Genomic DNA, 25,425 nt, shown 5'->3' with positions numbered 1-25,425 from the left:
AATTACTGTTTAAATACCAAGTAAATCTCGACCGCGAAAAATATTACAAAAACTTTACCGATTGGGGAGATATGCCATTACTGCATAAAACAGGCGAAACCGCCTCTCAACTATGCCAAAATAAACCCTCATACATGACAATAAGTACACACTGCCACCAATCAGGAATTACATGTGATCTGGAAAAGATGTCAACCGGCCTCTTTTCTTTACTCCTGACGAGATTGAAATTCTTTTGGTTGCTTATACCATTCTTCGGGAGGAAGGGATTTAAAATATTCGTAGGTTTTTCGTAGTCCTTCGGCTCGGCTTACCGTGGGTTCCCAGTTTAAGATGGTTCTGGCCTTAGTAATATCCGGCTTTCTTTGCTTGGGATCTTCGGGAGGTAAGGGTTTAAATACAATTTTTACGGTGTTGCCTGTAAGTTTCAGAATTTCTTCGGCAAAATCCTTCAATGTAATTTCATCGGGATTACCAATATTGATAGGATACACATAATCGCTTAGGAGCAGCCGGTAAATGCCTTCAACCAAATCGCTGACATAACAAAAACTTCTAGTTTGGGAACCATCGCCGAATACCGTAATGTTCTCTCCACGGAGCGCCTGTCCAATAAAGGTGGGCAGCGCCCTGCCATCATTGAGCCGCATACGTGGGCCATATGTATTAAATATGCGCACGATACGCGTATCCACCTTGTGAAAAGAATGATACGCCATGGTGATGGACTCCAGATATCGTTTAGCCTCGTCGTACACACCCCTTGGACCAACCGGATTGACATTCCCCCAGTACTCTTCGGACTGCGGATGCACCAGCGGATCGCCATACACTTCGCTGGTGGAAGCAACGAGAATGCGGGCCCCTTTTGCTTTTGCCAGTCCCAAACAATTGTGCGTGCCCATCGCCCCTACTTTGAGGGTTTGAATAGGAATGCGCATATAATCAATAGGACTAGCCGGTGAAGCAAAATGTAGGATATAATCCAGTCTACCAGATATATGAATATACTTGGTTACATCGTGATGATAAAACTCAAAGTCGGGATGCGGAAACAAGTGCTCTAGATTTTTAAGATCCCCCGTAATAAGATTATCCATCCCTATGACAGAATACCCCTCCTGGATGAATCTGTCACACAAATGTGATCCCAAAAAACCGGCGGCTCCGGTAATTAACACCCGCTTTTTCATGCTCATTGTTTACCGTGGATAGTTCTTCTACCAATGCTGTTATAATAAAATCCCAGCTCCTCCATCTTCTCTAGGCTATAAACATTTCTGCCATCGAATATAACTTTCGATTTCAAATATTTTACCATACGCTCATAATCAGGATTTCTGAATTCGCTCCATTCCGTAACAATCACCAATGCATCGGCATTTTTTAATCCCTCATATTGATTTTTTTGGTATTTAACTTTACTACCGAAAACTTTTTTGACATTCCCCATCGCCACAGGATCATAAACAGATACTTTAGCCTCGGCATCCAACAAGTCCTGTATCAGTTCTAGAGAGGGGGCTTCTCGGATATCATCTGTCTCAGGCTTAAAAGACAGCCCCCAAATGGCAAACTGCTTGCCTTTCAAGTCATTTTTATAGTATTTTTTTATTTTCTGAAAAAGAATTTTCTTCTGCTGGGCATTAACCTGCATAACAGTGTCCAGCAATTTGAAGTTATACTTATTGGCTTTAGCGGTATAATGCAACGCCTTTACATCTTTGGGGAAACAACTACCGCCATATCCGATTCCTGGAAAAAGAAAACGCTTACCAATTCTGCTGTCGCTGCCAATGCCAATTCTTACAAGATCCACATTAGCACCCGTACGTTCACAAAGATTAGCCACTTCGTTCATAAATGAAATACGCATAGCCAGATAAGAGTTGGCAACGTATTTAGTCATCTCGGCGCTACGTTCATCCATGAAGTATATAGGATTGCCTTGCCTCACGAACGGCTGATACAGCTCATGCATGATAGTTTTTGCCCTTTCGGAAGTAGTACCAATAACTACACGGTCAGGCTTTAAGAAATCATCCACTGCAATTCCTTCCCGTAAAAACTCAGGATTGGATACTACATCAAACAGTTCCCGCGGCAACTTCTCTGCCAGTATCGCAGTTACTTTGTCAGCAGTTCCTACTGGGACCGTGCTTTTATTAACAATTATCTTATACTTGGTAATTATCGTAGCTAGTTTTTGTGCTACTTCTAAAATGTATTTTAGATCGGCGGAGCCATCCTCGCCTGGGGGTGTAGGAAGTGCGAGAAAGATGATATCGGATTTATCAACTGCCAGCTTTAAATCCGTGGTAAAAACAATACGATTTTCTTTAATGTTTCTATGTAATAATACATCTAATCCCGGCTCATAAATAGGACAAATACCTTTTTTTAGCTTACTAACTTTCTCCTTATCAACATCGACACAATGAACAATGTTTCCTGTTTCTGCAAAACACGTTCCGGTGACCAAACCTACATATCCGGTTCCTACTACAGCTATTTTCATAATTAAATTGAATATTGTTTAATGAAACTAAATGAATATAAAAACAGTTATTTATTCAGATTCTTTAAATAGGCACCATATCCACTTTTAATAAGTTCGTCACCCAAAGCATTGAGTTGTTCTTTAGTGATAAACCCATTACGCCAGGCAATTTCTTCTATACATCCTATCTTATAACCCTGACGTTTCTCAATAACGCGCACAAACTCCGACGCATCGGTGAGTGAATCGAAAGTTCCGGTGTCCAGCCAGGCAGTACCTCTATCTAATACAGCCACGTGTAATTTCCCTTGTTCTAAGTAAATTTTATTGACATCGGTAATTTCATATTCCCCCCTCGCAGACGGCCTTAGTTGACGAGCAATATCCACTACGGAATTATCATAAAAATATAAGCCCGGTACCGCATAATTAGATTTGGGGTACTGCGGTTTTTCCTCAATAGACACTGCCACCATATTCTCATCAAACTCTACCACGCCATAGCGTTGAGGATCACTTACGGGATAAGCAAATACATATCCCCCGTCAATATCAGTAAGCTTTTTTAGTTGTGTGCCTAAGCCAGTACCATAAAAAATATTATCACCTAGTATGAGGGCAACCTTATCATTGCCTATAAAATCGGCGCCAATTACAAACGCCTGAGCTAGACCATTGGGGACTTCCTGCACAGCATAACTAAAGCTACATCCCACTCTCGACCCATCACCCAGTAGCCGCTGAAACCCTGCCTGATCCTCTGGTGTAGTAATAATTAGTATTTCACGAATTCCGGCCATCATCAACACCGATAATGGGTAATAAATCATAGGCTTGTCGTATATCGGCATTAACTGCTTGCTGATTGCTTTTGTAATAGGATAAAGTCTAGTGCCAGAGCCTCCGGCGAGTATAATTCCTTTCATTTCGATATACTTTAAATTTTAAAAGCCTGTTATTAGATATTACCACTACAGGCTAAAATTATACCACAATATCCTGCAAACCCACACATTTTTTATACTACCATACTACAGTAGACATTATTTTGGTGCATCCAAATTGTACTGTTTCTTATAGTACTGCTGATATTCTCCACTAGTTACATGATTCAACCACTCCTGATTATTAAGAAACCAATCTATAGTCTGTGACAATCCTTCCTCAAAAGTTACCGAGGGAGACCAGCCCAGTTCTTTGTGAATTTTTGTAGCATCAATAGCATAACGCAAATCGTGCCCCGGGCGATCTTTAACAAAAGTAATCAACTGCTCACTGGTACCGGCGGGGCGGCCCAGTTTCTCATCCATTAGTTTGCACAACAGCTTTACTAGATCTATATTTTTCCACTCATTAAAACCTCCTACATTATATTTCTCCCCATTACGTCCTTTATGAAACACAAGATCGATAGCTCTTGCATGATCAATTACGTATAACCAGTCGCGCGTATTTTTCCCATCACCATATACGGGGAGCGGTTTATTATGAATGATATTATGAATCATTAACGGAATAAGCTTTTCCGGAAAATGATTAGGTCCATAATTATTAGAGCAGTTAGTAATCACTATTGGCAAGCCATAAGTATCGGCATAAGCTTTTACAAAATGGTCCGAAGCCGCTTTGGATGCTGAATAGGGTGAATGGGGGTCATAAGGTGTTGCTTCAGTAAAGAAACCCGTTTCGCCTAATGAGCCATACACCTCATCCGTGGATACATGATGAAACCGTGCTTGCTCCCAAGTTCCTCCCGAAGGGTGCGTTGTACCCAACCACAAATCCTTTGCTGCATTGAGCAGATTTACGGTTCCGATGACGTTGGTGTATACAAAATCCAGAGGAGAATGGATGGAGCGGTCCACATGACTTTCTGCAGCCAGATGAATTACTCCGTCCGGCTGATACTTTTTAAATAATTCATTAACGGCAACCGCATCCACAATATCTATCTTCTCAAACACATAATTCGGCTTATCTTCAACATCCTTCAAATTCTCCAGATTACCTGCATAGGTCAAAGCATCCAAATTGACAATTTTATAATTCGGATACTTATTCACAAATAACCTCACTACATGAGAGCCTATAAAGCCCGCACCTCCTGTAATAAATACGGTTCTTTGATACATTTAGTTCACACTTTAAATGACAAAGATAGTTGTATGTTATTGTTCGGGGAAATTAATAGTCCTATAGCAATTTTTACTATGGCTCAATAAAGTTATGTAATTTTAAAACCGACATCCCTTAATTTATAATAGCTGAAGCCTTCGTTTCATGAAAGTACGTTATCAATCTCTTGATATCTTCAGAGGAGCCACAGTATGCTTAATGATATTAGTAAATAATCCCGGCAGTTGGTCCCATATTTATCCTCCATTAAAGCACGCCGCATGGCATGGCCTCACTCCTACTGATCTAGTATTTCCGTTCTTTTTATTTGCAGTGGGTAATGCCATGGCTTTTGTAATGCCGAGGTTACAAGAGGGTGGTGATGCGGCCTTTTGGAGAAAGGTGATCAAAAGAACATTAATGATTTTCGGTATTGGGCTATTTCTAAATTGGTATCCTTTTGTAAGATGGCACGAAGGCGTATTGGAGCCCATTGGCTGGGTCAGTCAGAGCAACCCTGAACGTGGTGTGCGCATTTTAGGCGTACTGCAACGCATCGCACTTTGTTATTTTTTTGCTTCGGTTATCGTTTATTATCTAAAACCCAAAGCCGCCTTCCTTACCGGACTTTTATTATTGCTGGGTTATTGGTGCATTTGTTTGATAGCGAACCCTGCCGACCCCTACAGTCTGGAAGGGTGGTGGGGCACACAGGTTGATAAAGCTATTCTACACGTACCCCACATGTACAAAGGCGAAGGTGTACCTTTCGACCCGGAGGGTATTTTAAGTACATTATCGGCAATTGTAGAGGTAATTCTCGGCTATTTTACGGGTATCTATATCAGAAATAATGCTTCCAGTACCGAACCGAATGCCATTTATAAAACACTTACCGGTTTATTCATCGCCGGCGTGGCGCTCTTAGTAACCGGTTTTTGCTGGGACATGCTTTTCCCCATCAACAAAAAAATATGGACCAGCTCTTTTACCGTGTACACTTCAGGGCTGGCGATGATTACACTGGCCACTATGATTTACTTCGTAGAAGTAAAGCAGTACAAAGGTTTCCCTACGCGTTTTTTTGAAGTATTTGGCAAAAATCCTTTATTCATTTTTGCGCTGAGCGCCTTCTTACCCAAAACTGCATCGCTTTTTAAAGCGCAAGACGGTACCACTTTCTGGAATTTTCTTTACAAGAAAGTTTGGATGCATCTTCCCGGTGATCCACGCCTAGGCTCGCTAATGTATGCCGTGTGCATCATCATCTTTATGTGGTTTATTTGCTGGTGGCTAGACAAAAAGAAGATCTATATCAAGGTTTGACACTTCTTTCTAATATTTTCACATTCATGGCTGTGGTAAAATCCTCCATTTCCGCAGCACGGGGCTAATTTTGCATACGTTAAAAAAACTCTAAAACTAGCCTATCCGTTCCACTACACTTATTTTTGCAGAACACATGAATGATATGAACACATTTAATAATGACCCCAGCTTTAGTAATTCTATGAAACGTAATTGCGACGCTCCGTTCAGCAACAGTACTACTATTAAACACAAAAAGCACTCGTCTTTGATCATTTGTATGCTTGCAGTAATTGCAGTAGTGAGTTTGCTATCTTCCTGCAAGCTCAACAATGTGAAAGAAGATGAAGGATTGAAGAAATATTTTGATGAACACAACCTTTATGGATGTTTCGCTCTTTATAATAACGGCACTGGACAATTCACTGTTTACAATCTGAAACGTTATCGCGATAGTACCTATCTGCCTGCATCTACCTTTAAAATTATTAATTCACTCATCGGCTTGCAAACCGGCGTCATCTCCAGTGATAGTATGGTGATTCCCTGGGATGGTGTACAAAGGTCTATTGACGAGTGGAACAAAGACCTCCCTATGTACGAGGCCTTCCGCGTATCATCTGTTCCTTACTATCAAGAAGTAGCACGCCGTATTGGGAAAGATACAATGCAGTTTTGGCTGGATAGTTTACAGTATGGAGCAGACAAAAACAAAAAGCTTTATAAGATTACACAAATTGATACTTTTTGGTTGGATAATTCACTCAAAATTACACCCGACCAAAATTTGGGTGTTGTCAAAAAACTCTACTTCAACGAATTGCCTTTCTTCAAAATCAACCAAGAAAAGGTTAAAAATGCGATGTTATTTGAAAACAACGCAAACTACCGATTGGCCTACAAAACCGGATGGGCGCGTACCAATGAAAATCACGCACTCGGCTGGATTGTTGGATGGATTGAAGAAAATAAACACCCATATTTCTTCGTTCTGAATGTGGAATCGCCCGACCCGAATTATGATATGAGCACCGTACGATTGAAAATACTAAAAGACATCTTGAAGGAATACGGCTTTTTCGAGGGTAAAATGTAATAACCCTTAAACAATGTAAAAAAATCATGAGCGAACTGCAATTTCAATATCCTTATTTTGTATGGGCTGCTACAGCCCTGGTGATCTTGCTGTTGCTGTTTGCCTATGTTTTAAAATGGAAAAAGCGCGTTACCAAAAGAATCGGTCAGCCACAATTGGTACGTGCCATGATGCGGCATTATAGTCCCCGACGTTTTGTGTTTAAGTTTATAATATTATGCTTAGCCTTTCTTGCAGGCGTAATAGCAGTAATGAATCTGCGTAAACCCGGTGGCAATGATGGTATTCAGCGAGAGGGGATTGATTTGGTATTTGCATTGGATGTGAGTAAAAGTATGTTGGCGCAAGATATTCAACCCTCCCGATTAGAAAGAGCTAAGCAGTTTATCGGCCGCATGATGGATGCTATGCCCGATAGTCGTATAGGGTTGATATGGTTTGCCGGAAAAGCTTATGTACAAATGCCGTTAAGTACCGATCATGGCGCTGCTCAAATGTTTGTGCAGGAAGCTTCGCCCGATGCCGTACCTATGAAAGGTACCGTGATCAGTGATGCATTAAAGGAAAGCCTAAATGCCTTTGGGGAAAGAGATACAAAATATCGGGCCGTAATACTGATATCGGACGGAGAAGACCATGATGAAGAAGCGCTGGACATATCCAAAGAACTAGCTTCTCGCGGATTAATGGTGAATACAGTAGGTATTGGTTCACCTATGGGAAGTTTTATTCCAGACGACAGTGTAAGCGGCGGCCGAAAGATCGATGTGGAAACAGGCATGGAAATTATATCGCGGCTGAACGAACAAGAACTGCAGCAGATAGCAAAAAACACAAAGGGCGTATATGTACGTCTGGAAAATATTGACCATGCTGTTGAAACAATTCGTGATAACTTATCGCAAATCGCCACACGTGTAACCGGTGATACCAAACTCATGAGCTTTACTTATTATTTCTGGATATTCGTGGGGCTTATGTTGGTACTACTTATTGTGGAACAATTATTGCCGGACGGGAAAATACGGCGAAGTTCATAACATCCATCATATAAAGATGCTTCCAGATTAAATGAAGCCAATAATTATCATATTATCTTTTGGGATGCTCCCCCTCATCTCCCTTGCTCAGAAACAGGAAACTCATATCAAAGAAGGAAATGAGTTTTTCAAAAAAGGTATGCTGTTGGAAGCAATAGCCGAATATGATAAGGTAACGGATGAACGTCTCCGTTACACAGCTTTACTCAATAAAGGCACTGCATTGTATAAATTAAGAAAATATGATGAGGCCTTAAAAGTATATCAGCAGGTGAGCACCGCACCTGATGCTGCTCCTGAACTTCGTTCCGGCGCTTATTACAATACGGGGGTAGTATACAGTAATCAGGAAAAAATTGAAGAAAGCATCGAAGCTTATAAAAATGCCTTACGTCTTAATGCGCAAGACCATAATGCCCGGGAGAACCTGCAGAAAGCACTATCGCAACGAAACAAAAGCGGTGGTGGCAGTAACAACGACAGACCTCAGCCTTCTTCCTCCAAGCTCAATAAGAACCAGGCTCAACAACAGTTAGAAAGACTGGAACAAAAAGAAAAAAACACACAGAGTAAGCTCTCTTCTCAAAAAAGGCAAAATATGGGTAGTGCAGGAAAGGACTGGTAACTTAATGAGCTGGTTTTACCGCTTGCCTAGCCAATAACACCCAGCCGGCGTCTTGCTTTTGCCATACCGTCATTACTTTTAAAGTTACGTGCCCGGGTTTATTGTTATCGTTGGTATCTGCATCCAAAAGATGACGCACAATAGCGGTAGTTCCTGATACATCAATAGTTTGATCAGTAATATTGATTTTTACAAAATCCGTAGCTCCAGATTTAAAAGTTTGCAAAAACTCCTGTTTAGTTTCCACTTTGCCGCTCGAATGTCCGTAGGTAAGTTTAGGTGATGTCATCCTGCTCAGTGTTTTGATATCACTGTCTTCCATCGCTTTGGTAAATCTAGCTACAGCTTTCTCCACCTGCTCCACATAACTACGTTGTGCATATATCAAAGAAGAACTGATCAGCATAGTGAGCAAAAACAGGTATTTCATGTATATAATTTTTTTAAGGTTCATTAAATAAGGTAAACTTCGTATTAGGCAAGAAAGTAATTACCAGTGGGCCAGTACAGTCACACCTCCTTTAGTAATATCACCAATTTTCACCTGCACTTTGGCATCCAAAGGCAATAATACATCTACACGTGAACCAAACTTAATAAAGCCCATTTCGTCAGCCTGTTGTACATTGGCACCTACCGGTAGATAATTTACAATACGCTTAGCCAGTGCTCCGGCAATCTGTTTTGTCAATACCTCTTTACCGTTTTTAGTGCGATATACGTTGGTGTGACGTTCGTTTTCGGTAGAAGACTTAGGATGCCAGGCTACCAAATATTTTCCTTTATGATACTGACTGTACACCACTTCTCCACTCACCGGATTACGATTCACGTGTACGTTCAGCGGGCTCATAAATATAGATATCTGTAGCCTTCTGTCGGAAAAATATTCATCTGGTTGCACCTCTTCAATTACTACCACTTTTCCATCGCAGGGAGCAATCACCGCATTTTCATTAATCGTATAATTTCTGGCAGGCACACGAAAAAAAGAAACCACCAATACCAGCAACGCGAAAGTTATTGCTAACAACAAATAAAAAATAAATGTATGATTAGGCAGTAGAAATTTACAAGCAATACTGTTAATCAATAGAAATAAAATTACGGCTATAATAATGGAGCCTTTCCCTTCGCGATGTAATGTCATGTGCTAATACTTTGTTTGTGCAGCGAAATTAAAGCTTCTTGGGCATCGGTGCAATAGTTGGATAATTATGTTATTACACGGATAAACCTACTGCTTGTATATCCTTCCAATACCTGCTATAAAGGCTATCAGATGATATTAGTTCGTTATGATGGCCAGATGATGTTACCCATCTTCAAGCAAATATATCCTATCACAAAATAATTTTAAAACGTGCAGACGGTGAGTAATGAAAATTATAGCCATTTGCTTTTTTAAACTATTCCATAGTTGTAAAACAAACTGTTCACTATTTCTATCCATGCCTGAGGTAGCTTCATCTAAAATTAACAATTAGGGTTTTCTATACAATGCCCTCCGGATCAATTAAGAAGATAGGGTATGCAAAAACGTTGAAAAGCCACCGATTTAGAAACACCAAACTGCAAAGCATACTAGGTCGTACCCTCCCAGCAAAACAACAACTCCCATATATTTAATGTTTGCAAAAAATATACCGCCCATTTGGGCAACTCGCTCAGGCTGTACAAATTGGCCAGCGACCCCGGCAAAAAGCCTAAATCTTCCAGTGTATTTACCTCCTTAAAAAGCCTAACACCAAAAACTTTACAAACAGCATAACAATAAAAACATACTCGGCTTTAAGGCTTACATTAAAATTGCTTTTGAAACAGACTTTTGACTCGCTTAACAAAGAACCCGTGACAACAACGCAGGTATTGTACAGTACTTTTATATAAAACAGAAGTGGTAAGAACAAATAACCGAGCCAATTATATTTTTTGCTGGCTGGCAAAAATTTCCTGCATTTTCTCAAAAGCTAACTGGCTGGAATAGGTATTGTAAAAAACTGTTTCGTTATAAAAAGCGTAATTGGTAAAGTAGGGTAATACAATAATAAACCCAATTATTACCGAAAAAATACCAGCTTGCGAATGTAGAGTAATTCTGTATTAAGAGGTTTCATTTAGCTGTATAAAATAGAGATTAGAACACAACCACGCATTAGTATCAAAACCACTTATTGCTCTGTTTAATTTGTAGTAGCAGCAGGTAAGCTCCGCCACCAATAATCATTAACGAATCCTCACTAACGTTTATGAAATTCCTATGGCTCACAATACCCATTTAATTTCTATATCTATACAAACCACCTAAACCTTTAAGGTGCTACGAGATTGTATCGCTTAATCCTACCGCACACGTGTAGCTTGCAAGTGCTATTGTAGCAATAAAATCTATAAAGAAATGGAAAGAATCTTTAAAGAAAAGCACACCGGCTTATCGCCCAATAAAACCATTGAAATACTTAAATCAATCTATACGGTTCAAACAAAACTACCCATATCCAACCCAAATGCAGCAATTATTATCGTCAACAACGAACAACAAGAAGCCGTTTTAAAAACCTTTAATACCCCTTACTCATTTTGGAATATCCATTGCAGAAAACAGGACGTAATCGGCAGATATTCCAAATTCTCCATTGGTGTCATATCAATTCTGATTGAAAATTTTTTACGCGTTATTGCAAAACCTCTTTGGTGGCGGCTCACAGCCTGCGCATTATCCATCTGTGCCATCTTGTTGTATTTACTTATTAGAAACCCACATGAAAAAATTCCATAAAAAAATCCCCACAAAAATTTGCGGGGATAATATCACGATAATCGTAATTTTTATTTTTTCAGCCAGCTATTGTTGGAACGATCCCAATCCGGAAGTGTTTTATCCGGATCCAGCGTTACTTCTGTAATCTCGCTGGTAGTACCCACAGGGAAAGTATATATACTACCCCGCTGCCAGATTTCAACCGGTAATTTCAGATTGTGCGTTTTTCCGTTCGATTCTTTTATCAGTACAGTTACAGGCATGGGCATTTTTTCAAGATTTTCGATAGTAATCAAGCCTCCATTGGCAGGAACATTGTCTCTATACTTTACATCTTTAACAGCTTGATCTATTTTCCAATTATTAAATACCCATCCTCTCCAGAACCAAGCCAGATCCTCACCTGCTACATTTTCTATAGTACGGAAGAAGTCCCACGGAGATGGATGTTTGTATGCCCAACGCTGAATATACTCTTTCAGTGCTCTGTCAAATCTTTCAGCTCCTAACACATTATTTCTTAAAGCATGCAACATTTGTGAGGGTTTAAAATAAGCGGATACTCCCAAGCTGCGTTGCTGTATCACATCGGGCGTATTGAATAACTCATCTATATTATCTCCAAACTGTGCCTTTTTTGCATTCTCAGGCACAATAGCTTGATCCTTGAATTCACCGTTATTAAAGGCTTCTGTAGACAAATCATTAATGAAGGTATTGAAGCCCTCATCCATCCATGCATATTTTCTTTCATTACTGCCCACAATCATGGGGAACCAGATGTGGCCGAACTCATGATCTGTTACACCCCACAGGCTAGCACCTTTGGCTCTGTAGCTACAGAACACAATACCCGGGTACTCCATACCACCTACAATACCGGCTACGTTTACAGCAGCAGGATATGGATATTCATACCATTTTTGAGAATAATATTCTATTGAAGCTTTGGTAAATTCTGTACTGCGTCGCCAAGCATCAGGAGTATCCGATTCTACCGGATATGCACTCAGAGCTAAGGCCTTTTTACCACTAGGCAAATTGATTTTAGCTCCATCCAAAATAAAAGCTTTCGAAGCAGCCCAAGCCGCATCACGGGTATTCTGGATTTTGAACTTCCAAGTATTGGTAGCTTTCGAAGGTTTAATACCCTTATTTACTTCATCGGCACTGCGAATAATAACCGTTTTATCGCTGTTTTTGGCTTCGGCATATCTTTTAGCTTCGGTTGCAGTAAAACATTCTTGCGGATTCAACAATTCTCCGGAACCTACTACAATCATATCTGCCGGTGCAGTAACGGTAAATTCGATATCACCATACTCTAAATAAAACTCACCCTGACCTAAATAAGGTAATACATTCCATCCCTGTAGATCATCGTACACACACATGCGTGGATACCATTGAGCAATTTCGTATACCCATCCGTTTTTGGTTTGCAGACGTCCCATGCGATCGGTTCCGTATGTGGGCACGGTGAATGCAAATTCAATATGCAATTTCACCTTAGTACCGCTCTTCAACGCTTCCTGTAACCATACCTGCATACGGGTGTCGGTAATCTGATACTGAGGCTTATATTTCTTACCGTTTGCTTCTACGGTAATAGACTTGATAACATGTCCATCCGTAAAATTTCGATTCGCCCAACGCCCACCAGATGCTGTAGTAGTTGCCGTTCCTCTTGAATCTTCCTTATAAATGTTTTGATCTAGTTGTAACCAAAGGAATTTTAGCTGATCAGGACTGTTATTGGTATAAGTAAGCTCTTGTTTACCACGAATTTCATGCTGGACAGTATCGATGGTACATTCAATTTTATAATCGGCCCGGTTCTGCCAATACTTCGGTCCCGGCTCACCGGATGCACTACGATACTCAGTTCCCGGGTAAGGATAAAAATGTGGATTAAATGCTTCCTTAGCATTATACTTCGAGCTCTGGGCCAATAGTGATACAGACAGCGTAAACAACAATGCCGTTAGGATAAACTTGTTTTTCATGTATAAAAACTTTTACTGTTTACAACAAAGAACTAAATTATATACTTACTGTATATGTATTATTAAAAATTTTATGATTGGTAGGTTGCATCAATTTCCGGTAAAGGATATTATAGCCTTTTTCTCAGGATAAACCAATTTGGTACTGATCCGTTTTTTATTGTAAATAAAATGAATAATATTCACTTGATCATCAAACAAATCATATAGCACGCTTTTTTCTACAATTATTTGTGCTGGATCAAAAGTAGGTGCATCGGCTGTCAGGTATACATATACGGCTTCATGATCAATTTCCCATCCAAATAATTTTAAGGACAGCTGCCGGTTGTTGTTTTTAATGCTAAGATGTGTAACTATATAATGTGTAATAAGCTTGGTCATCTGAGGCTTCCAATCCTCACGCGTTAGATCTACTTTCTGTTTGTAAGTTTTGGAGAGAATATGCTCAAAATCGTCCGTAAATATTTTCGTACTGATTTCTAAACGCTTATGCTGAGGCTCATACTCCAACTCTGTAGCACTTACATGATAAGGATGCATACTATTCCCCAAAAAATACAAGCTTAATAGCAACTTATGTACGAAAAATACCACTGACATAATTTAATCACAGATTATTGAGCCTCTATACCGCTCACGTAATTCACGCTACTAAATTAGCTGAAAAATCAGGCGGATTATTAAAAAAACAGCATATTTGTATTGCAAGGGTGAGTGGAAAGCGTCATATGCTAACAATTCTACCGGTCATTTTTTGCATTAAACAAAATACAATATATCCCATAACCTGCTTTTATGACGGATTTCAGTTTTTACTTTACTGAGGGCTGGAAACATATTGTCAGTACAGATGCTCTGGACCATCAGCTTTTCATTCTGGCATTGGCTGTTGTTTATACATTTTCAGACTGGAAGAAAGTGCTCGTACTGGTAACTGCTTTTACCATTGGGCATTCACTCACACTGGCTCTTAGTGTGCTGGATATTATCAGGCTGCCTTCTTCCTGGGTGGAATTTTTGATTCCTATTACCATTGTACTAACATCACTATGGAATATTATCAATGGGAAACCCGTAAAAAACGTCAATACCAATTATTTTCTGGCTTTGTTCTTTGGACTGATACATGGCTTGGGGTTTGCCAATTCGATAAGAATGATGTTGGCCAGTGATCAGTCTCTAGGATGGGGCTTATTTGGATTCAATGTAGGTCTTGAAGTGGGCCAAATTGTAGTTGTACTCATCATACTGCTGATTGGCAAATTATTGCTAGATATCATCAAAATTCCTCAAAGAATTTATATTTTCGTAATCTCAGCCGTCGTGCTGGTCTTTGCTGCAAAAATGGCAATAGAACGAATACCGTCTTTTGGATAAAATATTTTATTACCGTGCTCCTTGTAAAGGCTGTCATAAAATATTTTCCTATAACAATATGAACAGCTATAAAGAAATATAAATACATGAAACACCTTTCATTATTGGCCATTGCCTGTACCCTGTTTGTGACCGCATGGTCGCAGGACATTCGCAATAATCCGCACAGCAACCATGGTAATAAATTCGAACAGCTAGGAACGATTTTACCCACACCCAATGAATACCGTACGGCTAGCGGAGCTCCTGGTCCCAAGTACTGGCAACAACGCGCAGATTATGACATTCAGTGCGAATTGGACGAAAATAATAATGTGCTAACAGGTAGCGAAACGGTAACCTACTTCAACAATTCGCCCGATGTGCTTACCTATATATGGTTTCAGCTGGACGAAAACGAACACAGCAATATCAATAACGCCAATTACCAAAACGCTTCTACCATGCCACAAGCTATGACCGATGAAATGCTGGCATCCATGATAGAAGCCACCGGTAAGGTAGATAATGGCTATGGTGTAAGAATAAAAAAATTAACCGATGCAACAGGCAATCCTTTACAATATACTATCAATAAAACCATGATGCGTGTGGACCTTCCCACACCACTCAAACCAGGACAACGTTATGTGATAAAGATCGACTGGTCTTATCGAATCACCGATCGCATGAAATACGGTGGACGCGGGGGTTATGAACATTTTCCTGAAGATGGCAATAACTTGTATACCATGGCTCAATGGTATCCTCGTGTTTGCGTATACAGCGATTTTCAGGGTTGGCAGCATCATCAGTATACCGGTCGCGGAGAATTTGCACTCACATTCGGAAATTTCAATGTACAAATGACGGTGCCTGCCGATCACATCGTAGCTGCCACAGGTGAATGTCAGAACTATCCGCAAGTACTAACACCGCAACAATTGGCCCGTTACAAAACGGCCACTAATGCTAAAGAACCTGTAGAAATCGTAACCTTGGATGAAGCCATCGCAGCTGAAAAATCCAAAAGCACTAAAAAGAAAACCTGGATATTTAAAGCTGAAAACGTCAGAGATTTTGCATGGACCTCTTCCCGAAAATTCATTTGGGATGGTATGCCTCAAATGATTAACGGAAAGAAAGTGATGTGCATGAGCTTTTATGGCAAAGAAGCTTATGGCTTATATAGAAAATTCTCTACACGTGTAGTAGCTCATACTATCAAGACATATTCCGATTTCACCTTCCCTTATCCTTATCCTGTAGCACAAAGCGTGGAAGCTGAAAACGGCATGGAGTATCCCATGATCTGTTTTAACTATGGCCGTACTGAAAAAGATGGCACTTATAGCGAAAACATTAAGAACGGAATGATCGGCGTTATTATTCACGAAGTGGGACACAACTTCTTCCCTATGATTGTAAACAGTGATGAGCGCCAATGGAGTTGGATGGATGAAGGGCTGAATAGCTTTGTAGAATATCTGACAGAAGAGCTTTGGGATAATAAATTTCCTACCAAAAAAGGATGGGCTGGCGCAATTGTAGATTATATGAAGCTGCCCAAAGATCAACTGGAACCCATCATGACCAATTCTGAAAATATCGTTCGCTTTGGTCCGAATGCGTATACAAAACCAGCTACGGCATTAAATATTTTACGCGAAACCATCATGGGACGCGAACTATTCGACTTTGCCTTTAAAGAGTATGCTCGTCGCTGGGCCTTTAAACACCCCACCCCTGCAGATTTCTTCCGCACTATGGAAGATGCTAGTGGTGAAGACTTAGACTGGTTCTGGAGAGGCTGGTTCTACGGTATTGACCCTGTAGATATTTCGTTGGATACCGTAAAATATGCTAAAGCGGAGCTGAATAGTGAAGTGCCAAAACCCTACACTATACAAAGAAAAGTAGATCCTCCGGCTACTAACCCTTATGACGATATCTCTAAAATTCGCAACCGCGAGGATAAGAATATCAAATTTTACACCGATATAGATACCGCCGCCCGTGATTTCTACTGGCGTTATGCAAGAGGACTGGAAAAAATAGACACCTCGCACACATTCCCCGTAGAAATCCCTATGACCATTACCGCACTCACACCAGAAGCAAAAGAGAAGTTTGCTAACAGTTATTTCTACGAACTTAGTTTTAGCAATAAAGGCGGACTGGTTATGCCTATTATTATAGAGTGGACATTTAAAGATGGAACTAAAGAAATTGACCGTATTCCAGCTCAAATCTGGCGCTTAAATGAAGAAAAGGTGAAGAAATTCTTCGTTAAGAATAAGGAGGTAGTATCTATACAACTCGATCCTTATCAGGAAACCGCCGACATTGATGTCACCAATAACTCATGGCGTACCATGCCAGCACCTACCAGATTTAAGGCTTACTCACAAGAAGTAGAAGCTCCTGGCCGCCGCCGTAGTAAAAACACCGGCAAAAATCCGATGCAATTAGCCCAATAATATAACACTAACGACGCCAAACAAAAGGTTGATAAGTTAGCTTATCAACCTTTTTGTTTTATTACAATTTGTAAATCCTCATTCGTTAAACATACTTTCCGCAATAGGCACACTCTCCGGCTTTCCCACATCAATCCAACGATCATCATGATGCTCAAAGCCCATAATTTTATGATGGGGTGCTAAATCCAAGTATAAATCAATCAACGAAAATTTTCCTGTAAAACGAATATAATCAAACACCCCGTATTCAAAAACGGCCACACAGTCATAGGCTTTAGGGAATAATTGTTCACCCGAAACCGCAATTCTTTCTTCTCCGGTACTATTATTACGCCATCCGCATAAAATATTATTCTCGTCGAACAACAGGTTTCGCGATGTCTTTCTATCGCTTATCGCAAAAGATATCAATGGGGCCTGCTGCTCATGAAATGTTAGCAATTGATCCATTTTCAAGTCCGTCAAAATATCGGCGTTGCAGGTTATAAACCTCTCTCCCCGTCGAAATAAATGCTTAGCATGAAGTAATCCGCCTCCAGTTTCGAGTACTTCGGACCGCTCATCACTAATCACAATATTAGCCCCCCAACCGTTGTATTGTTTTACCGCAGCCTCTATCTGATCGGCAAAATGATGTACATTAACAATAATATCCTTAATACCATATTGCAGCAAATACTCCACATTACGTTGCAACAAGGATTTACCATTAATAATAGCAAGGGCTTTCGGATGTTGATCCGTCCAGGGTTTAAAGCGAGTGCCCAGCCCTGCACAAAATATCATTGCCTGAGATACTCCAAAAGTTGAAGAAATATTTGTCATAACTATTGCTTATGCCTCTACACCTTATTCGTTAATCCAGTTTTTCTCTTCCTGTACGTAATGATTCAATTGTACTTTTACTTTAAACTTGTTGCGAAGATGACGTACTAGCGCATCGGCGGCATATACACTGCGGTGTTGTCCACCAGTACATCCAAAACTTACATGTAGACTAGTAAATCCACGTTTTATAAAATCCTCTACAGTAATATCCACTACATCAAACACACTATGTAAGAACTCCGGCATTTTGGTCTGCTGCTCCAAAAACTGTATCACTTCTTTATCACGACCTGTGAGTTTTTTCATGCTTTCAATGCGACCGGGGTTTAATATACCGCGGCAGTCAAATACAAATCCTCCGCCATTTTCTTCATCTTTTACAGGTAATCCTTTTTTATAAGAAAAGCTGCAAACCTTCACCACCAAGGGTGTTTCGGGTGTAGCTTGTACCGGAGTAAACTGCTGGATAATCTCATCATCCACACATATCTGCAATACTTTTTCAAACTCCAGCAATGCAATACTCATAGGATAGGTTTGCAAAAAAGCTTTTAAATTCTTTAATGCCAGAGGAATGCTGGTAAGGAAATGGGCTTTTCTTTCAAAAAGTCCTCTGAAACCATAAGCCCCTAATACCTGCAGCAATCTTATTAATACATAACCATAGTACTGACTTACGAAGGTAAGCTTATTCAAAGGCTTGTTTAATAAGGGCTCAAGCGCATTCATATAGTCCTGCAGCAGATTATGCTTCCAATCTTCGGGTAATGCGGCACGTGCCTGCCACAGCAAAGATGCTACATCGTACTGAGGTGCACCTTTCATGCCTCCTTGATAATCTATGAAATGCACAGAATTATCAGGCATCACCTGAATATTGCGACTTTGAAAATCCCGAAACATAAAAAATTTATGATCGGTATGTGTGAGATAATTACTCAGCGCTTCAAAATCGTCGATCAACTTCTGTTTATCATAAGGCTTGCGCAATGCATCCAGAAAATAATATTTAAAATATAGCAAATCGGCCATAATAGCCTGTTTGCCAAATTCCTTATTAGTAAGGCATTTATTATAATCCAGTCCCTGATCTCCCGTCACCTGTAACCGTGCGAGTTCCTCTAGGCTGCGTTTGAACAAATTATATACTTCTGGTGTATATCCTTCAGATTCGAGACGACTGATTAAAGAAACATCTCCGAAATCCTCTTGCAAATAGTATTGTCTGTCTTCACTTACCGCATAAATATTGGCTACGGGTAGATGCTTTTTCTGAAAGTGCTCGGAGAAATAAAAAAATGTCTCATTCTCCGGGATATTAGCTCCGTAGGTACCGATAACGGAATCATTTGCATCACTCCAAATTCGGAAATAACGGCGCTCGCTACCCGCCTGAGGCAATATATCAATGTTTCGGGGTTCTTTATGGTAAGTTTTGCTATATAAATCTTTAATGTGGTTTACTCTTTCCTGCATGAAGTAAAATGTAAATATTGATAAATTGATTTTGTATGCTTTTTCGAATATATTAACTATTGCCAAATATATACCTAATGGAAAAAAATATCGTTAATTTGAAAAGTTAAATTCGTGTATTTATGCCAGTAATACTACCTGTGGAAGGAAAAGCACCCGTTTGGGGAAAAGATTGTTTTATTGCGCCTAATGCAACAATAGTGGGTGATGTAATCATGGGCGAGCAGTGTAGCGTTTGGTTTAATGCGGTAGTACGTGGTGATGTAAACTTTATTAAAATCGGAAACAAAGTAAATATTCAGGACGGCGCCTGTATTCACTGTACTTATCAAAAAGCCGGTACTACTATAGGCAATAATGTTTCCATAGGCCACAATGCTATCGTACATGGTTGTACCGTACATGATAATGTATTGATAGGAATGGGCGCTATTATTATGGACAACGCCGTTGTACATAGTAACACAATTATTGCTGCGGGAGCCGTAGTACTCGAGAATACTATTTGCGAACCCGGGAGTATTTATGCAGGCGTTCCTGCCAAAAAAATAAAAGATATTTCAGAAGAATTGATTAACGGCGAAATCAATCGTATTGCCAATAATTATATCAAATACGCTGGATGGTTTAAAGAGAGCGACAATCAGTAATTCTTAGTGTTGATACTTTCCAGAATAGTAAGATAACTCACATATCTGTCGGGGTGAATGTGCCCGTTATTAACAGCTTCCTTAATGGCACAATCAGGTTCATTGATATGTATACAGTTATTGTAGCGACAATCGTGCAGACGTTCGCGCATTTCTGGAAAATAATGAGAGAGTTCTTCTCTTTCCAGTCCTGTAACGGCCAGCTCCCGAATACCGGGGGTATCTATTATTCTCCCTCCTTCCGGCAAATCGTACATGGTGGCAAAAGTAGTAGTATGCAGCCCTTTTCCGCTCCACTTACTCACGGTTTGGGTTTTAATTTGCTGATCAGGTAGTAGATAATTAATAAATGTAGATTTTCCCACACCACTATGACCACTAACCAGTGTGGTTCGATCTTTTAGTAAAGCCTCTAAAGTGTCAAGACCGCTTTTATGCTCTACACTCACAGGAAAGACTTTATATCCCAGAGCAGCATACATCTCCTGCAACTCTTTTAGTTTCTCCTGTTCTTTATCGCGATAGATATCAATTTTATTAAAAACAATAACGGCAGGTACGTGATACATCTCGCAAACCACCAAAAAACGATCGATAAATCCTTGCGAGGTGCGGGGATCTTTCAAAGTGGCTATAAGCAATGACTGATCCAAATTAGCAGCAATAATATGCTGCTGATGCTTTACCCGTGGCGACTGACGGTTGATGTAATTTTTTCGAGGAAGGATATCAGTGATAATGGCTGTACCCTCCGTTACATTTTCCGGTTCTATTGTTACTTCATCACCTACAGCAATAGGGTTTGTGCTCGTAATGTCATCGTCAATCTTAAATACACCCTTGATACGAGCATTATAAAATTGACCTTTTTCGTCCTTAACAGTATACCAACTGCCGGTTGACCTATATACGAGCGCTTTCAATAAACAATAAATTAAGATTAAAAAATAAGCGTATAGCAAAATTATCTCTTTGCTATACGCTGTATATTTTATTAAACCGCTACGTTGAAATCACGCAAAGCGTCGTTGAGGCTAGTTTTTAAATCAGTGCTGGCTCTACGTTTCCCAATAATCAGCGCACAGGGTACTTGATATTCTCCTGCTGGGAATTTTTTAGTATAGGTTCCGGGGATTACCACACTACGAGCAGGAATACGTCCCTTTGTCTCTATAGGCACTTCCTTACTTACGTCGATAATACGCGTACTTTTGGTAAGCACCACATTAGCACCCAATACCGCTTCTTTTTCTACGATTACTCCTTCTACCACAATACAGCGGCTACCCAGGAAACATCCGTCTTCTATAATTACCGGACTGGCTTGTAAGGGTTCCAACACTCCTCCGATACCCACACCTCCACTCAGATGCACGTTTTTGCCAATTTGCGCACAGCTTCCTACTGTAGCCCATGTATCCACCATAGTGCCTTCATCTACATAGGCACCAATGTTTACATAAGAAGGCATCAATACTACGTTTTTAGCCAGATAGGAACCATAGCGTGCCGTTGCCGGTGGTACAGCCCTAACGCCCAGCTTCTCATAATCCTTCTTCAACAACATTTTATCGTAATACTCAAAGGGATCTACATCCCAAGTTTGCATGGGCTGTATGGCAAAATACATCAGGATAGCCTGTTTTACCCACTCATTCACTTTCCATTTATCTCCGTTTTTTTCGGCAACACGCAAAGCGCCTTTGTCTAATCCTTCAATTACTTCACGTACAGCATCGCTGTATTTCTTGTCTTTTAGCAATTCTCGGTTTGCCCAAGCTTCTAATATTAGATCCTGCATAGTAAAAATTTGTATTCTAGCAAAGATAATGTTGAATAGCGAATGGTCAATAGTCAATAGCTATATTTGTCTTTATGAACATAGGTTTTGATGCAAAACGGGCTTATCATAATGATACAGGACTGGGATTTTTCAGCCGGGTACTCGTAGAATTATTGGCATCGTATCATCCCGAGCATCGATACTTCCTATTCAATCCCAAACCGGGAAGTATGTTTCGCCCTCAAGCCAGCCATATACAAGAAGTGCAACCTTCGGCACCACTGCATAAAATACTGAGAGGAGCTTGGCGAAGCAAATGGATATGTAAAGATCTAAAAAGATTGCAAATAGATCTGTATCACGGACTTAGCCAGGAAATCCCAAGCGGTATACATACAACAGGTATTCCATCAGTAGTAACCATACACGATCTTTTTGCCGAGCTATACCCCTCAGACTTCAGCTTTATCAGCACCAAAATATATCGCAGCAAAATGCGCTATGCATGTAAGTACGCCAACAGAATTATGGCCATCAGTGAGGAAACAAAACGCCATATCACCAACACCTATCATATCGATCCTTCAAAGATTGATGTGGCCTACCAAAGCTGTGATCCTATCTTCAGCAATATTGTAAGCGAGGAAAAAAAAGAACGAATACGGGCTAAATACAATTTGCCGCGAGAGTTTTTTCTGCATGTAGGAACTATCATTGAAAGAAAAAATCTGCTGAACATCTGTAAAGCTTTGCAGCTGGTGCAACAGGAGATCCCCTTGCCATTGGTAGTAGTGGGTAAAGGCGGGGCCTATAAGAAGAAAGTAAAACAATATCTTGCCGACAATCGGCTACAAGATAAAGTGATTTTTCTGACCGATGCGCTGGCCGCTGCGGGTAAAAAACCTTTTGTAGAAACGGAAGATTTCCCGGCACTGTATCAAATGGCGACGGCGATGATTTATCCATCCTTCTATGAAGGATTTGGGCTACCTATTATCGAAGCAATGTCCGGAGGAGTTCCGGTTATCACGTCTTCCACTTCTTGCATGCCCGAAATCGGTGGCGATGCGGCCTTCTATGTCCACCCCGAAAAGCCCGAAGAAATGGCAGAAGGATTTAGAAAATTTTATGGCGATGCTCTTTATCGCCAACAAGCCATAGCAAAAGGTTTTATCAATGTACAACGCTTCGCACCGGAAGTGTATGTACAATCAGTAATAAATATCTATCAAGCAGCACTGAATAATAAATAAACTTTGTATCGGATTATAAGCGAATACATATGGTTTTTGAAGCAGATATCAAAAAATGTATTGAAGTATTGCAATCAGGTGGCACCATCTTATACCCTACCGATACCGTATGGGGTATTGGATGTGATGCTACCAATCCCGAGGCAGTTTCAAAAGTATATGCATTAAAAAAACGCGACGATAGTAAAGCGCTCATTGTATTAGTTGCTTCCGAGCGCGATATCCTACACCACACCGCCTCGGTAGATTTAGGGCTTTTCGATTATCTCGATACCGTCAGCAAACCCACCACTGTTATTTATGAACACGGATTGGGTTTTGCCGACAACCTGCTTGCCGAAGACGGCAGTATTGCCATCAGAATTTGTAAGGACGAATTCTGTAGAGCACTCATCAAGCGTTTTGGAAAACCGATTGTTTCAACCTCGGCCAATATTTCTGGAGAACCTACACCCTCGCAATTTGCGGCTATTAATGAGCCTATTAAAAACGGAGTGGATTATGTGGTACAATATCGCCAGGATGATAACAGTCCAGCACAGCCTTCATCCATCATACGCTGGAACGATGGTACCCCAGAAATTATTCGAAAATAAAATATATCAAATAACAGTTAAGCGTATACAGGTCTTTTGATAAGTTTTACCCTATATCACATGTAAACTCCATAAGCTAACATTATCTTTGTTGCGCATGGATATTGAATTAAACGACCAGGAAAAAATCATCATCGATAAAATAGCTGATGCAGCACAGGAGTTACATCTGGAAAGCTATCTGGTAGGAGGATTTGTACGCGATAAATTGCTGGGCCGGCCTACCAAAGATGCGGATGTAGTATGTGTAGGTGATGGCATTGCACTGGCTAAAGCAGTAGCTGCAAGATTCTTACCTGTGCCCAAAGTGAACATATTTAAGAACTTTGGTACTGCACAAATAAAGACTACCCTACGCACACCACAAGGCAAAGACATCACCTTTGAAATTGAATTTGTAGGTGCCCGTAAAGAAAGCTACCAACGCCATAGCCGCAAACCACAAGTACAACCCGGCACATTAGAGGATGATCAGAAAAGAAGAGATTTCACTATCAATGCACTGGCTATCAGCCTCAATAAAAACAATTTCGGAAAGCTAATCGACCCATTCGGCGGTCTAAAACATCTTGAAGACAAAACCATTATTACGCCGCTCGACCCGGAACAGACTTTCAGTGATGACCCGTTGCGCATGATGCGCGCCATTCGCTTTGCTACACAATTGAATTTTACCATCGCTAGCGAAACACTGTTGGCAATCACCGATCAAGCAGAACGAATTAAAATCATATCACAGGAAAGAATTACAGACGAACTCAATAAAATTATTCTAGCACCTAAGCCTTCAGTGGGTTTTGACCTGCTGTATAAAACCGGACTGCTCGCACTTATCTTCCCCAAGATGGCTGCGTTGGCGGGTGCGGAATATATCGATGGCCACGGCCACAAAGACAATTTCTATCACACCCTACAGGTACTGGATAATGTTGCCCAAAAAAGCAATGACCTATGGTTGAGATGGGCAGCTATATTGCACGATATAGGTAAACCCGCCACCAAAAAGTTTGAAGAAGGTCACGGCTGGACCTTTCACGGGCATGAAGTAGTAGGCGGAAAAATGGTGCCTAAAATCTTCAACGAGCTGAAGCTACCCCTCAACGAAAAAATGCGTTTTGTGAAAAAGCTGGTAATGCTTCACTTGCGCCCTATCAGCCTTACAAAAGAAAATATTACCGACTCCGCCATACGCCGGTTACTATTCGATGCCGGCGATGACTTCGAGGCACTTATGACCTTGTGCGAAGCCGATATTACCAGTAAAAACAAACAAAAAGTGCGGCGCTACCTCGACAACTTTAAGCTGGTACGTAGGCGCTGCAAGGAAGTGGAAGAAAAAGACCATATCCGCAATTGGCAGCCTCCTATTGATGGCGTAGAAATCATGCAACTGTTCAATCTTCCCCCATCCAAGCCGGTGGGCATTTTAAAAGACAGCTTAAAAGATGCCATTCTAGATGGCGCTGTAGCCAATACCCGCGAAGCGGCACTGGAATTCCTTTATCAAAAAGCAAGGGAAATCGGCGTTTATCAGGAATGAAAATAT

The 25,425-nt window shown here is 40.5% G+C and carries 23 protein-coding genes; 11 read left to right on the top strand and 12 right to left on the bottom strand.

Annotated elements, in window-relative coordinates:
• Positions 1 to 209: 209 nt before the first annotated feature.
• The 4 genes from V2H41_RS00245 to rfbB all read right to left on the bottom strand — a co-directional run bounded on the left by V2H41_RS00245 (position 210) and on the right by rfbB (position 4,632).
• Positions 210 to 1,193: a UDP-glucuronic acid decarboxylase family protein gene (locus V2H41_RS00245; protein ID WP_330973100.1), complete on the bottom strand. Its 984-nt coding sequence runs from the start codon at positions 1,191 to 1,193 to the stop codon at positions 210 to 212.
• A 2-nt stretch (positions 1,194 to 1,195) separates the two neighbouring features.
• Complete coding sequence (locus tag V2H41_RS00240) at positions 1,196 to 2,518, bottom strand: UDP-glucose dehydrogenase family protein (protein ID WP_330973099.1); 1,323 nt, start codon at positions 2,516 to 2,518, stop codon at positions 1,196 to 1,198.
• A gap of 47 nt (positions 2,519 to 2,565) precedes the next feature.
• Positions 2,566 to 3,426 (bottom strand): glucose-1-phosphate thymidylyltransferase RfbA, encoded by an 861-nt coding sequence (gene rfbA, locus V2H41_RS00235; RefSeq protein ID WP_330973098.1) that lies wholly within the window; start codon positions 3,424 to 3,426, stop codon positions 2,566 to 2,568.
• A gap of 117 nt (positions 3,427 to 3,543) precedes the next feature.
• Positions 3,544 to 4,632, bottom strand: a complete 1,089-nt coding sequence (rfbB, locus tag V2H41_RS00230) for a dTDP-glucose 4,6-dehydratase (protein ID WP_330973097.1) — start codon at positions 4,630 to 4,632, stop codon at positions 3,544 to 3,546.
• A 148-nt stretch (positions 4,633 to 4,780) separates the two neighbouring features.
• Between rfbB and V2H41_RS00225 the strand changes: the two genes are divergently transcribed.
• The 4 genes from V2H41_RS00225 to V2H41_RS00210 all read left to right on the top strand — a co-directional run bounded on the left by V2H41_RS00225 (position 4,781) and on the right by V2H41_RS00210 (position 8,684).
• Complete coding sequence (locus tag V2H41_RS00225) at positions 4,781 to 5,941, top strand: acyltransferase family protein (protein ID WP_330973096.1); 1,161 nt, start codon at positions 4,781 to 4,783, stop codon at positions 5,939 to 5,941.
• A 145-nt stretch (positions 5,942 to 6,086) separates the two neighbouring features.
• A complete protein-coding gene (locus V2H41_RS00220) occupies positions 6,087 to 7,019 on the top strand; it encodes a penicillin-binding transpeptidase domain-containing protein (RefSeq protein WP_330973095.1) in 933 nt (310 codons plus the stop codon).
• A 26-nt stretch (positions 7,020 to 7,045) separates the two neighbouring features.
• Positions 7,046 to 8,059, top strand: a complete 1,014-nt coding sequence (locus V2H41_RS00215; protein ID WP_330973094.1) for a VWA domain-containing protein — start codon at positions 7,046 to 7,048, stop codon at positions 8,057 to 8,059.
• 31 nt (positions 8,060 to 8,090) lie between these two features.
• Complete coding sequence (locus tag V2H41_RS00210; protein WP_330973093.1) at positions 8,091 to 8,684, top strand: tetratricopeptide repeat protein; 594 nt, start codon at positions 8,091 to 8,093, stop codon at positions 8,682 to 8,684.
• Between the two features lies 1 nt (position 8,685).
• On the opposite strand, the gene V2H41_RS00205 is transcribed toward V2H41_RS00210, so the two are convergent.
• Together V2H41_RS00205 and V2H41_RS00200 are read right to left on the bottom strand one after the other, a co-directional pair.
• Positions 8,686 to 9,114 carry a nuclear transport factor 2 family protein gene (locus V2H41_RS00205; protein ID WP_330973092.1) on the bottom strand — a complete coding sequence of 143 codons (429 nt, stop codon included), beginning with the start codon at positions 9,112 to 9,114 and terminating at the stop codon, positions 8,686 to 8,688.
• A gap of 60 nt (positions 9,115 to 9,174) precedes the next feature.
• Positions 9,175 to 9,834, bottom strand: a complete 660-nt coding sequence (locus V2H41_RS00200; protein WP_330973091.1) for a phosphatidylserine decarboxylase family protein — start codon at positions 9,832 to 9,834, stop codon at positions 9,175 to 9,177.
• 1,248 nt (positions 9,835 to 11,082) lie between these two features.
• Between V2H41_RS00200 and V2H41_RS00195 the strand changes: the two genes are divergently transcribed.
• On the top strand, positions 11,083 to 11,463 hold the full coding sequence (locus V2H41_RS00195; protein WP_330973090.1) for a hypothetical protein: 381 nt from the start codon (positions 11,083 to 11,085) through the stop codon (positions 11,461 to 11,463).
• Between the two features lie 50 nt (positions 11,464 to 11,513).
• Here V2H41_RS00195 and V2H41_RS00190 read toward each other — a convergent pair whose 3' ends face one another.
• Both V2H41_RS00190 and V2H41_RS00185 read right to left on the bottom strand, forming a co-directional pair.
• The gene (locus V2H41_RS00190) at positions 11,514 to 13,451 is read right to left on the bottom strand and encodes a M1 family metallopeptidase (RefSeq protein WP_330973089.1); all 1,938 of its coding nucleotides are present in this window, start codon (positions 13,449 to 13,451) and stop codon (positions 11,514 to 11,516) included.
• Positions 13,452 to 13,541: 90 nt separating this feature from the next.
• On the bottom strand, positions 13,542 to 14,054 hold the full coding sequence (locus V2H41_RS00185; protein ID WP_330973088.1) for a DUF6702 family protein: 513 nt from the start codon (positions 14,052 to 14,054) through the stop codon (positions 13,542 to 13,544).
• Between the two features lie 195 nt (positions 14,055 to 14,249).
• Between V2H41_RS00185 and V2H41_RS00180 the strand changes: the two genes are divergently transcribed.
• Both V2H41_RS00180 and V2H41_RS00175 read left to right on the top strand, forming a co-directional pair.
• Positions 14,250 to 14,831 (top strand): HupE/UreJ family protein, encoded by a 582-nt coding sequence (locus V2H41_RS00180; RefSeq protein ID WP_330973087.1) that lies wholly within the window; start codon positions 14,250 to 14,252, stop codon positions 14,829 to 14,831.
• A gap of 86 nt (positions 14,832 to 14,917) precedes the next feature.
• Positions 14,918 to 17,290 carry a M1 family metallopeptidase gene (locus tag V2H41_RS00175; RefSeq protein WP_330973086.1) on the top strand — a complete coding sequence of 791 codons (2,373 nt, stop codon included), beginning with the start codon at positions 14,918 to 14,920 and terminating at the stop codon, positions 17,288 to 17,290.
• Between the two features lie 78 nt (positions 17,291 to 17,368).
• Here the strand turns inward: V2H41_RS00175 and V2H41_RS00170 are convergent, their stop codons facing one another.
• Together V2H41_RS00170 and V2H41_RS00165 are read right to left on the bottom strand one after the other, a co-directional pair.
• A complete protein-coding gene (locus V2H41_RS00170; protein WP_330973085.1) occupies positions 17,369 to 18,118 on the bottom strand; it encodes a nucleotidyltransferase family protein in 750 nt (249 codons plus the stop codon).
• A 24-nt stretch (positions 18,119 to 18,142) separates the two neighbouring features.
• Positions 18,143 to 19,597: a RapZ C-terminal domain-containing protein gene (locus tag V2H41_RS00165; RefSeq protein ID WP_330973084.1), complete on the bottom strand. Its 1,455-nt coding sequence runs from the start codon at positions 19,595 to 19,597 to the stop codon at positions 18,143 to 18,145.
• A 122-nt stretch (positions 19,598 to 19,719) separates the two neighbouring features.
• On the opposite strand from V2H41_RS00165, the gene V2H41_RS00160 reads away from it, so the two are divergent.
• Entirely contained in the window at positions 19,720 to 20,247 is a 528-nt protein-coding gene (locus V2H41_RS00160) for a gamma carbonic anhydrase family protein (protein ID WP_330973083.1), read from the top strand.
• Here V2H41_RS00160 and rsgA read toward each other — a convergent pair.
• Both rsgA and V2H41_RS00150 read right to left on the bottom strand, forming a co-directional pair.
• Positions 20,241 to 21,170 carry a ribosome small subunit-dependent GTPase A gene (gene rsgA, locus V2H41_RS00155; protein WP_330973082.1) on the bottom strand — a complete coding sequence of 310 codons (930 nt, stop codon included), beginning with the start codon at positions 21,168 to 21,170 and terminating at the stop codon, positions 20,241 to 20,243. The genes V2H41_RS00160 and rsgA overlap by 7 nt on opposite strands.
• Positions 21,171 to 21,241: 71 nt before the next feature.
• Positions 21,242 to 22,048, bottom strand: a complete 807-nt coding sequence (locus V2H41_RS00150; RefSeq protein ID WP_330973081.1) for a 2,3,4,5-tetrahydropyridine-2,6-dicarboxylate N-succinyltransferase — start codon at positions 22,046 to 22,048, stop codon at positions 21,242 to 21,244.
• A gap of 74 nt (positions 22,049 to 22,122) precedes the next feature.
• On the opposite strand from V2H41_RS00150, the gene V2H41_RS00145 reads away from it, so the two are divergent.
• The 3 genes from V2H41_RS00145 to V2H41_RS00135 all read left to right on the top strand — a co-directional run bounded on the left by V2H41_RS00145 (position 22,123) and on the right by V2H41_RS00135 (position 25,419).
• On the top strand, positions 22,123 to 23,283 hold the full coding sequence (locus V2H41_RS00145) for a glycosyltransferase family 4 protein (RefSeq protein ID WP_330973080.1): 1,161 nt from the start codon (positions 22,123 to 22,125) through the stop codon (positions 23,281 to 23,283).
• A gap of 29 nt (positions 23,284 to 23,312) precedes the next feature.
• Positions 23,313 to 23,879 (top strand): L-threonylcarbamoyladenylate synthase, encoded by a 567-nt coding sequence (locus V2H41_RS00140; protein ID WP_330973079.1) that lies wholly within the window; start codon positions 23,313 to 23,315, stop codon positions 23,877 to 23,879.
• Between the two features lie 97 nt (positions 23,880 to 23,976).
• Positions 23,977 to 25,419 carry a CCA tRNA nucleotidyltransferase gene (locus V2H41_RS00135; protein ID WP_330973078.1) on the top strand — a complete coding sequence of 481 codons (1,443 nt, stop codon included), beginning with the start codon at positions 23,977 to 23,979 and terminating at the stop codon, positions 25,417 to 25,419.
• Positions 25,420 to 25,425 lie beyond the last annotated feature (6 nt).

Source organism: Niabella digestorum (assembly GCF_036409055.1).
Classification (GTDB): Bacteria; Bacteroidota; Bacteroidia; order Chitinophagales; family Chitinophagaceae; genus Niabella; species Niabella composti.
The sequence above is the reverse complement of the archived record's forward strand: the minus strand, read 5'-3'. Positions and strand labels throughout refer to the sequence as shown.

Coding starts and splice junctions, on each gene's coding strand:
- V2H41_RS00220 (WP_330973095.1), top strand. CDS start 6,087: ATGAACACATTTAATAATGACCCCAGCTTTAGTAATTCTATGAAACGT.
- V2H41_RS00145 (WP_330973080.1), top strand. CDS start 22,123: ATGAACATAGGTTTTGATGCAAAACGGGCTTATCATAATGATACAGGA.
- V2H41_RS00210 (WP_330973093.1), top strand. CDS start 8,091: ATGAAGCCAATAATTATCATATTATCTTTTGGGATGCTCCCCCTCATC.
- V2H41_RS00165 (WP_330973084.1), bottom strand. CDS start 19,597: ATGCAGGAAAGAGTAAACCACATTAAAGATTTATATAGCAAAACTTAC.
- V2H41_RS00135 (WP_330973078.1), top strand. CDS start 23,977: ATGGATATTGAATTAAACGACCAGGAAAAAATCATCATCGATAAAATA.
- V2H41_RS00195 (WP_330973090.1), top strand. CDS start 11,083: ATGGAAAGAATCTTTAAAGAAAAGCACACCGGCTTATCGCCCAATAAA.
- V2H41_RS00225 (WP_330973096.1), top strand. CDS start 4,781: ATGAAAGTACGTTATCAATCTCTTGATATCTTCAGAGGAGCCACAGTA.
- V2H41_RS00170 (WP_330973085.1), bottom strand. CDS start 18,118: ATGACAAATATTTCTTCAACTTTTGGAGTATCTCAGGCAATGATATTT.
- V2H41_RS00245 (WP_330973100.1), bottom strand. CDS start 1,193: ATGAAAAAGCGGGTGTTAATTACCGGAGCCGCCGGTTTTTTGGGATCA.
- V2H41_RS00160 (WP_330973083.1), top strand. CDS start 19,720: ATGCCAGTAATACTACCTGTGGAAGGAAAAGCACCCGTTTGGGGAAAA.
- V2H41_RS00200 (WP_330973091.1), bottom strand. CDS start 9,834: ATGACATTACATCGCGAAGGGAAAGGCTCCATTATTATAGCCGTAATT.
- V2H41_RS00175 (WP_330973086.1), top strand. CDS start 14,918: ATGAAACACCTTTCATTATTGGCCATTGCCTGTACCCTGTTTGTGACC.
- V2H41_RS00185 (WP_330973088.1), bottom strand. CDS start 14,054: ATGTCAGTGGTATTTTTCGTACATAAGTTGCTATTAAGCTTGTATTTT.
- V2H41_RS00215 (WP_330973094.1), top strand. CDS start 7,046: ATGAGCGAACTGCAATTTCAATATCCTTATTTTGTATGGGCTGCTACA.
- rfbB (WP_330973097.1), bottom strand. CDS start 4,632: ATGTATCAAAGAACCGTATTTATTACAGGAGGTGCGGGCTTTATAGGC.
- V2H41_RS00205 (WP_330973092.1), bottom strand. CDS start 9,114: ATGAAATACCTGTTTTTGCTCACTATGCTGATCAGTTCTTCTTTGATA.
- V2H41_RS00190 (WP_330973089.1), bottom strand. CDS start 13,451: ATGAAAAACAAGTTTATCCTAACGGCATTGTTGTTTACGCTGTCTGTA.
- V2H41_RS00240 (WP_330973099.1), bottom strand. CDS start 2,518: ATGAAAATAGCTGTAGTAGGAACCGGATATGTAGGTTTGGTCACCGGA.
- V2H41_RS00180 (WP_330973087.1), top strand. CDS start 14,250: ATGACGGATTTCAGTTTTTACTTTACTGAGGGCTGGAAACATATTGTC.
- V2H41_RS00150 (WP_330973081.1), bottom strand. CDS start 22,048: ATGCAGGATCTAATATTAGAAGCTTGGGCAAACCGAGAATTGCTAAAA.
- rfbA (WP_330973098.1), bottom strand. CDS start 3,426: ATGAAAGGAATTATACTCGCCGGAGGCTCTGGCACTAGACTTTATCCT.
- V2H41_RS00140 (WP_330973079.1), top strand. CDS start 23,313: ATGGTTTTTGAAGCAGATATCAAAAAATGTATTGAAGTATTGCAATCA.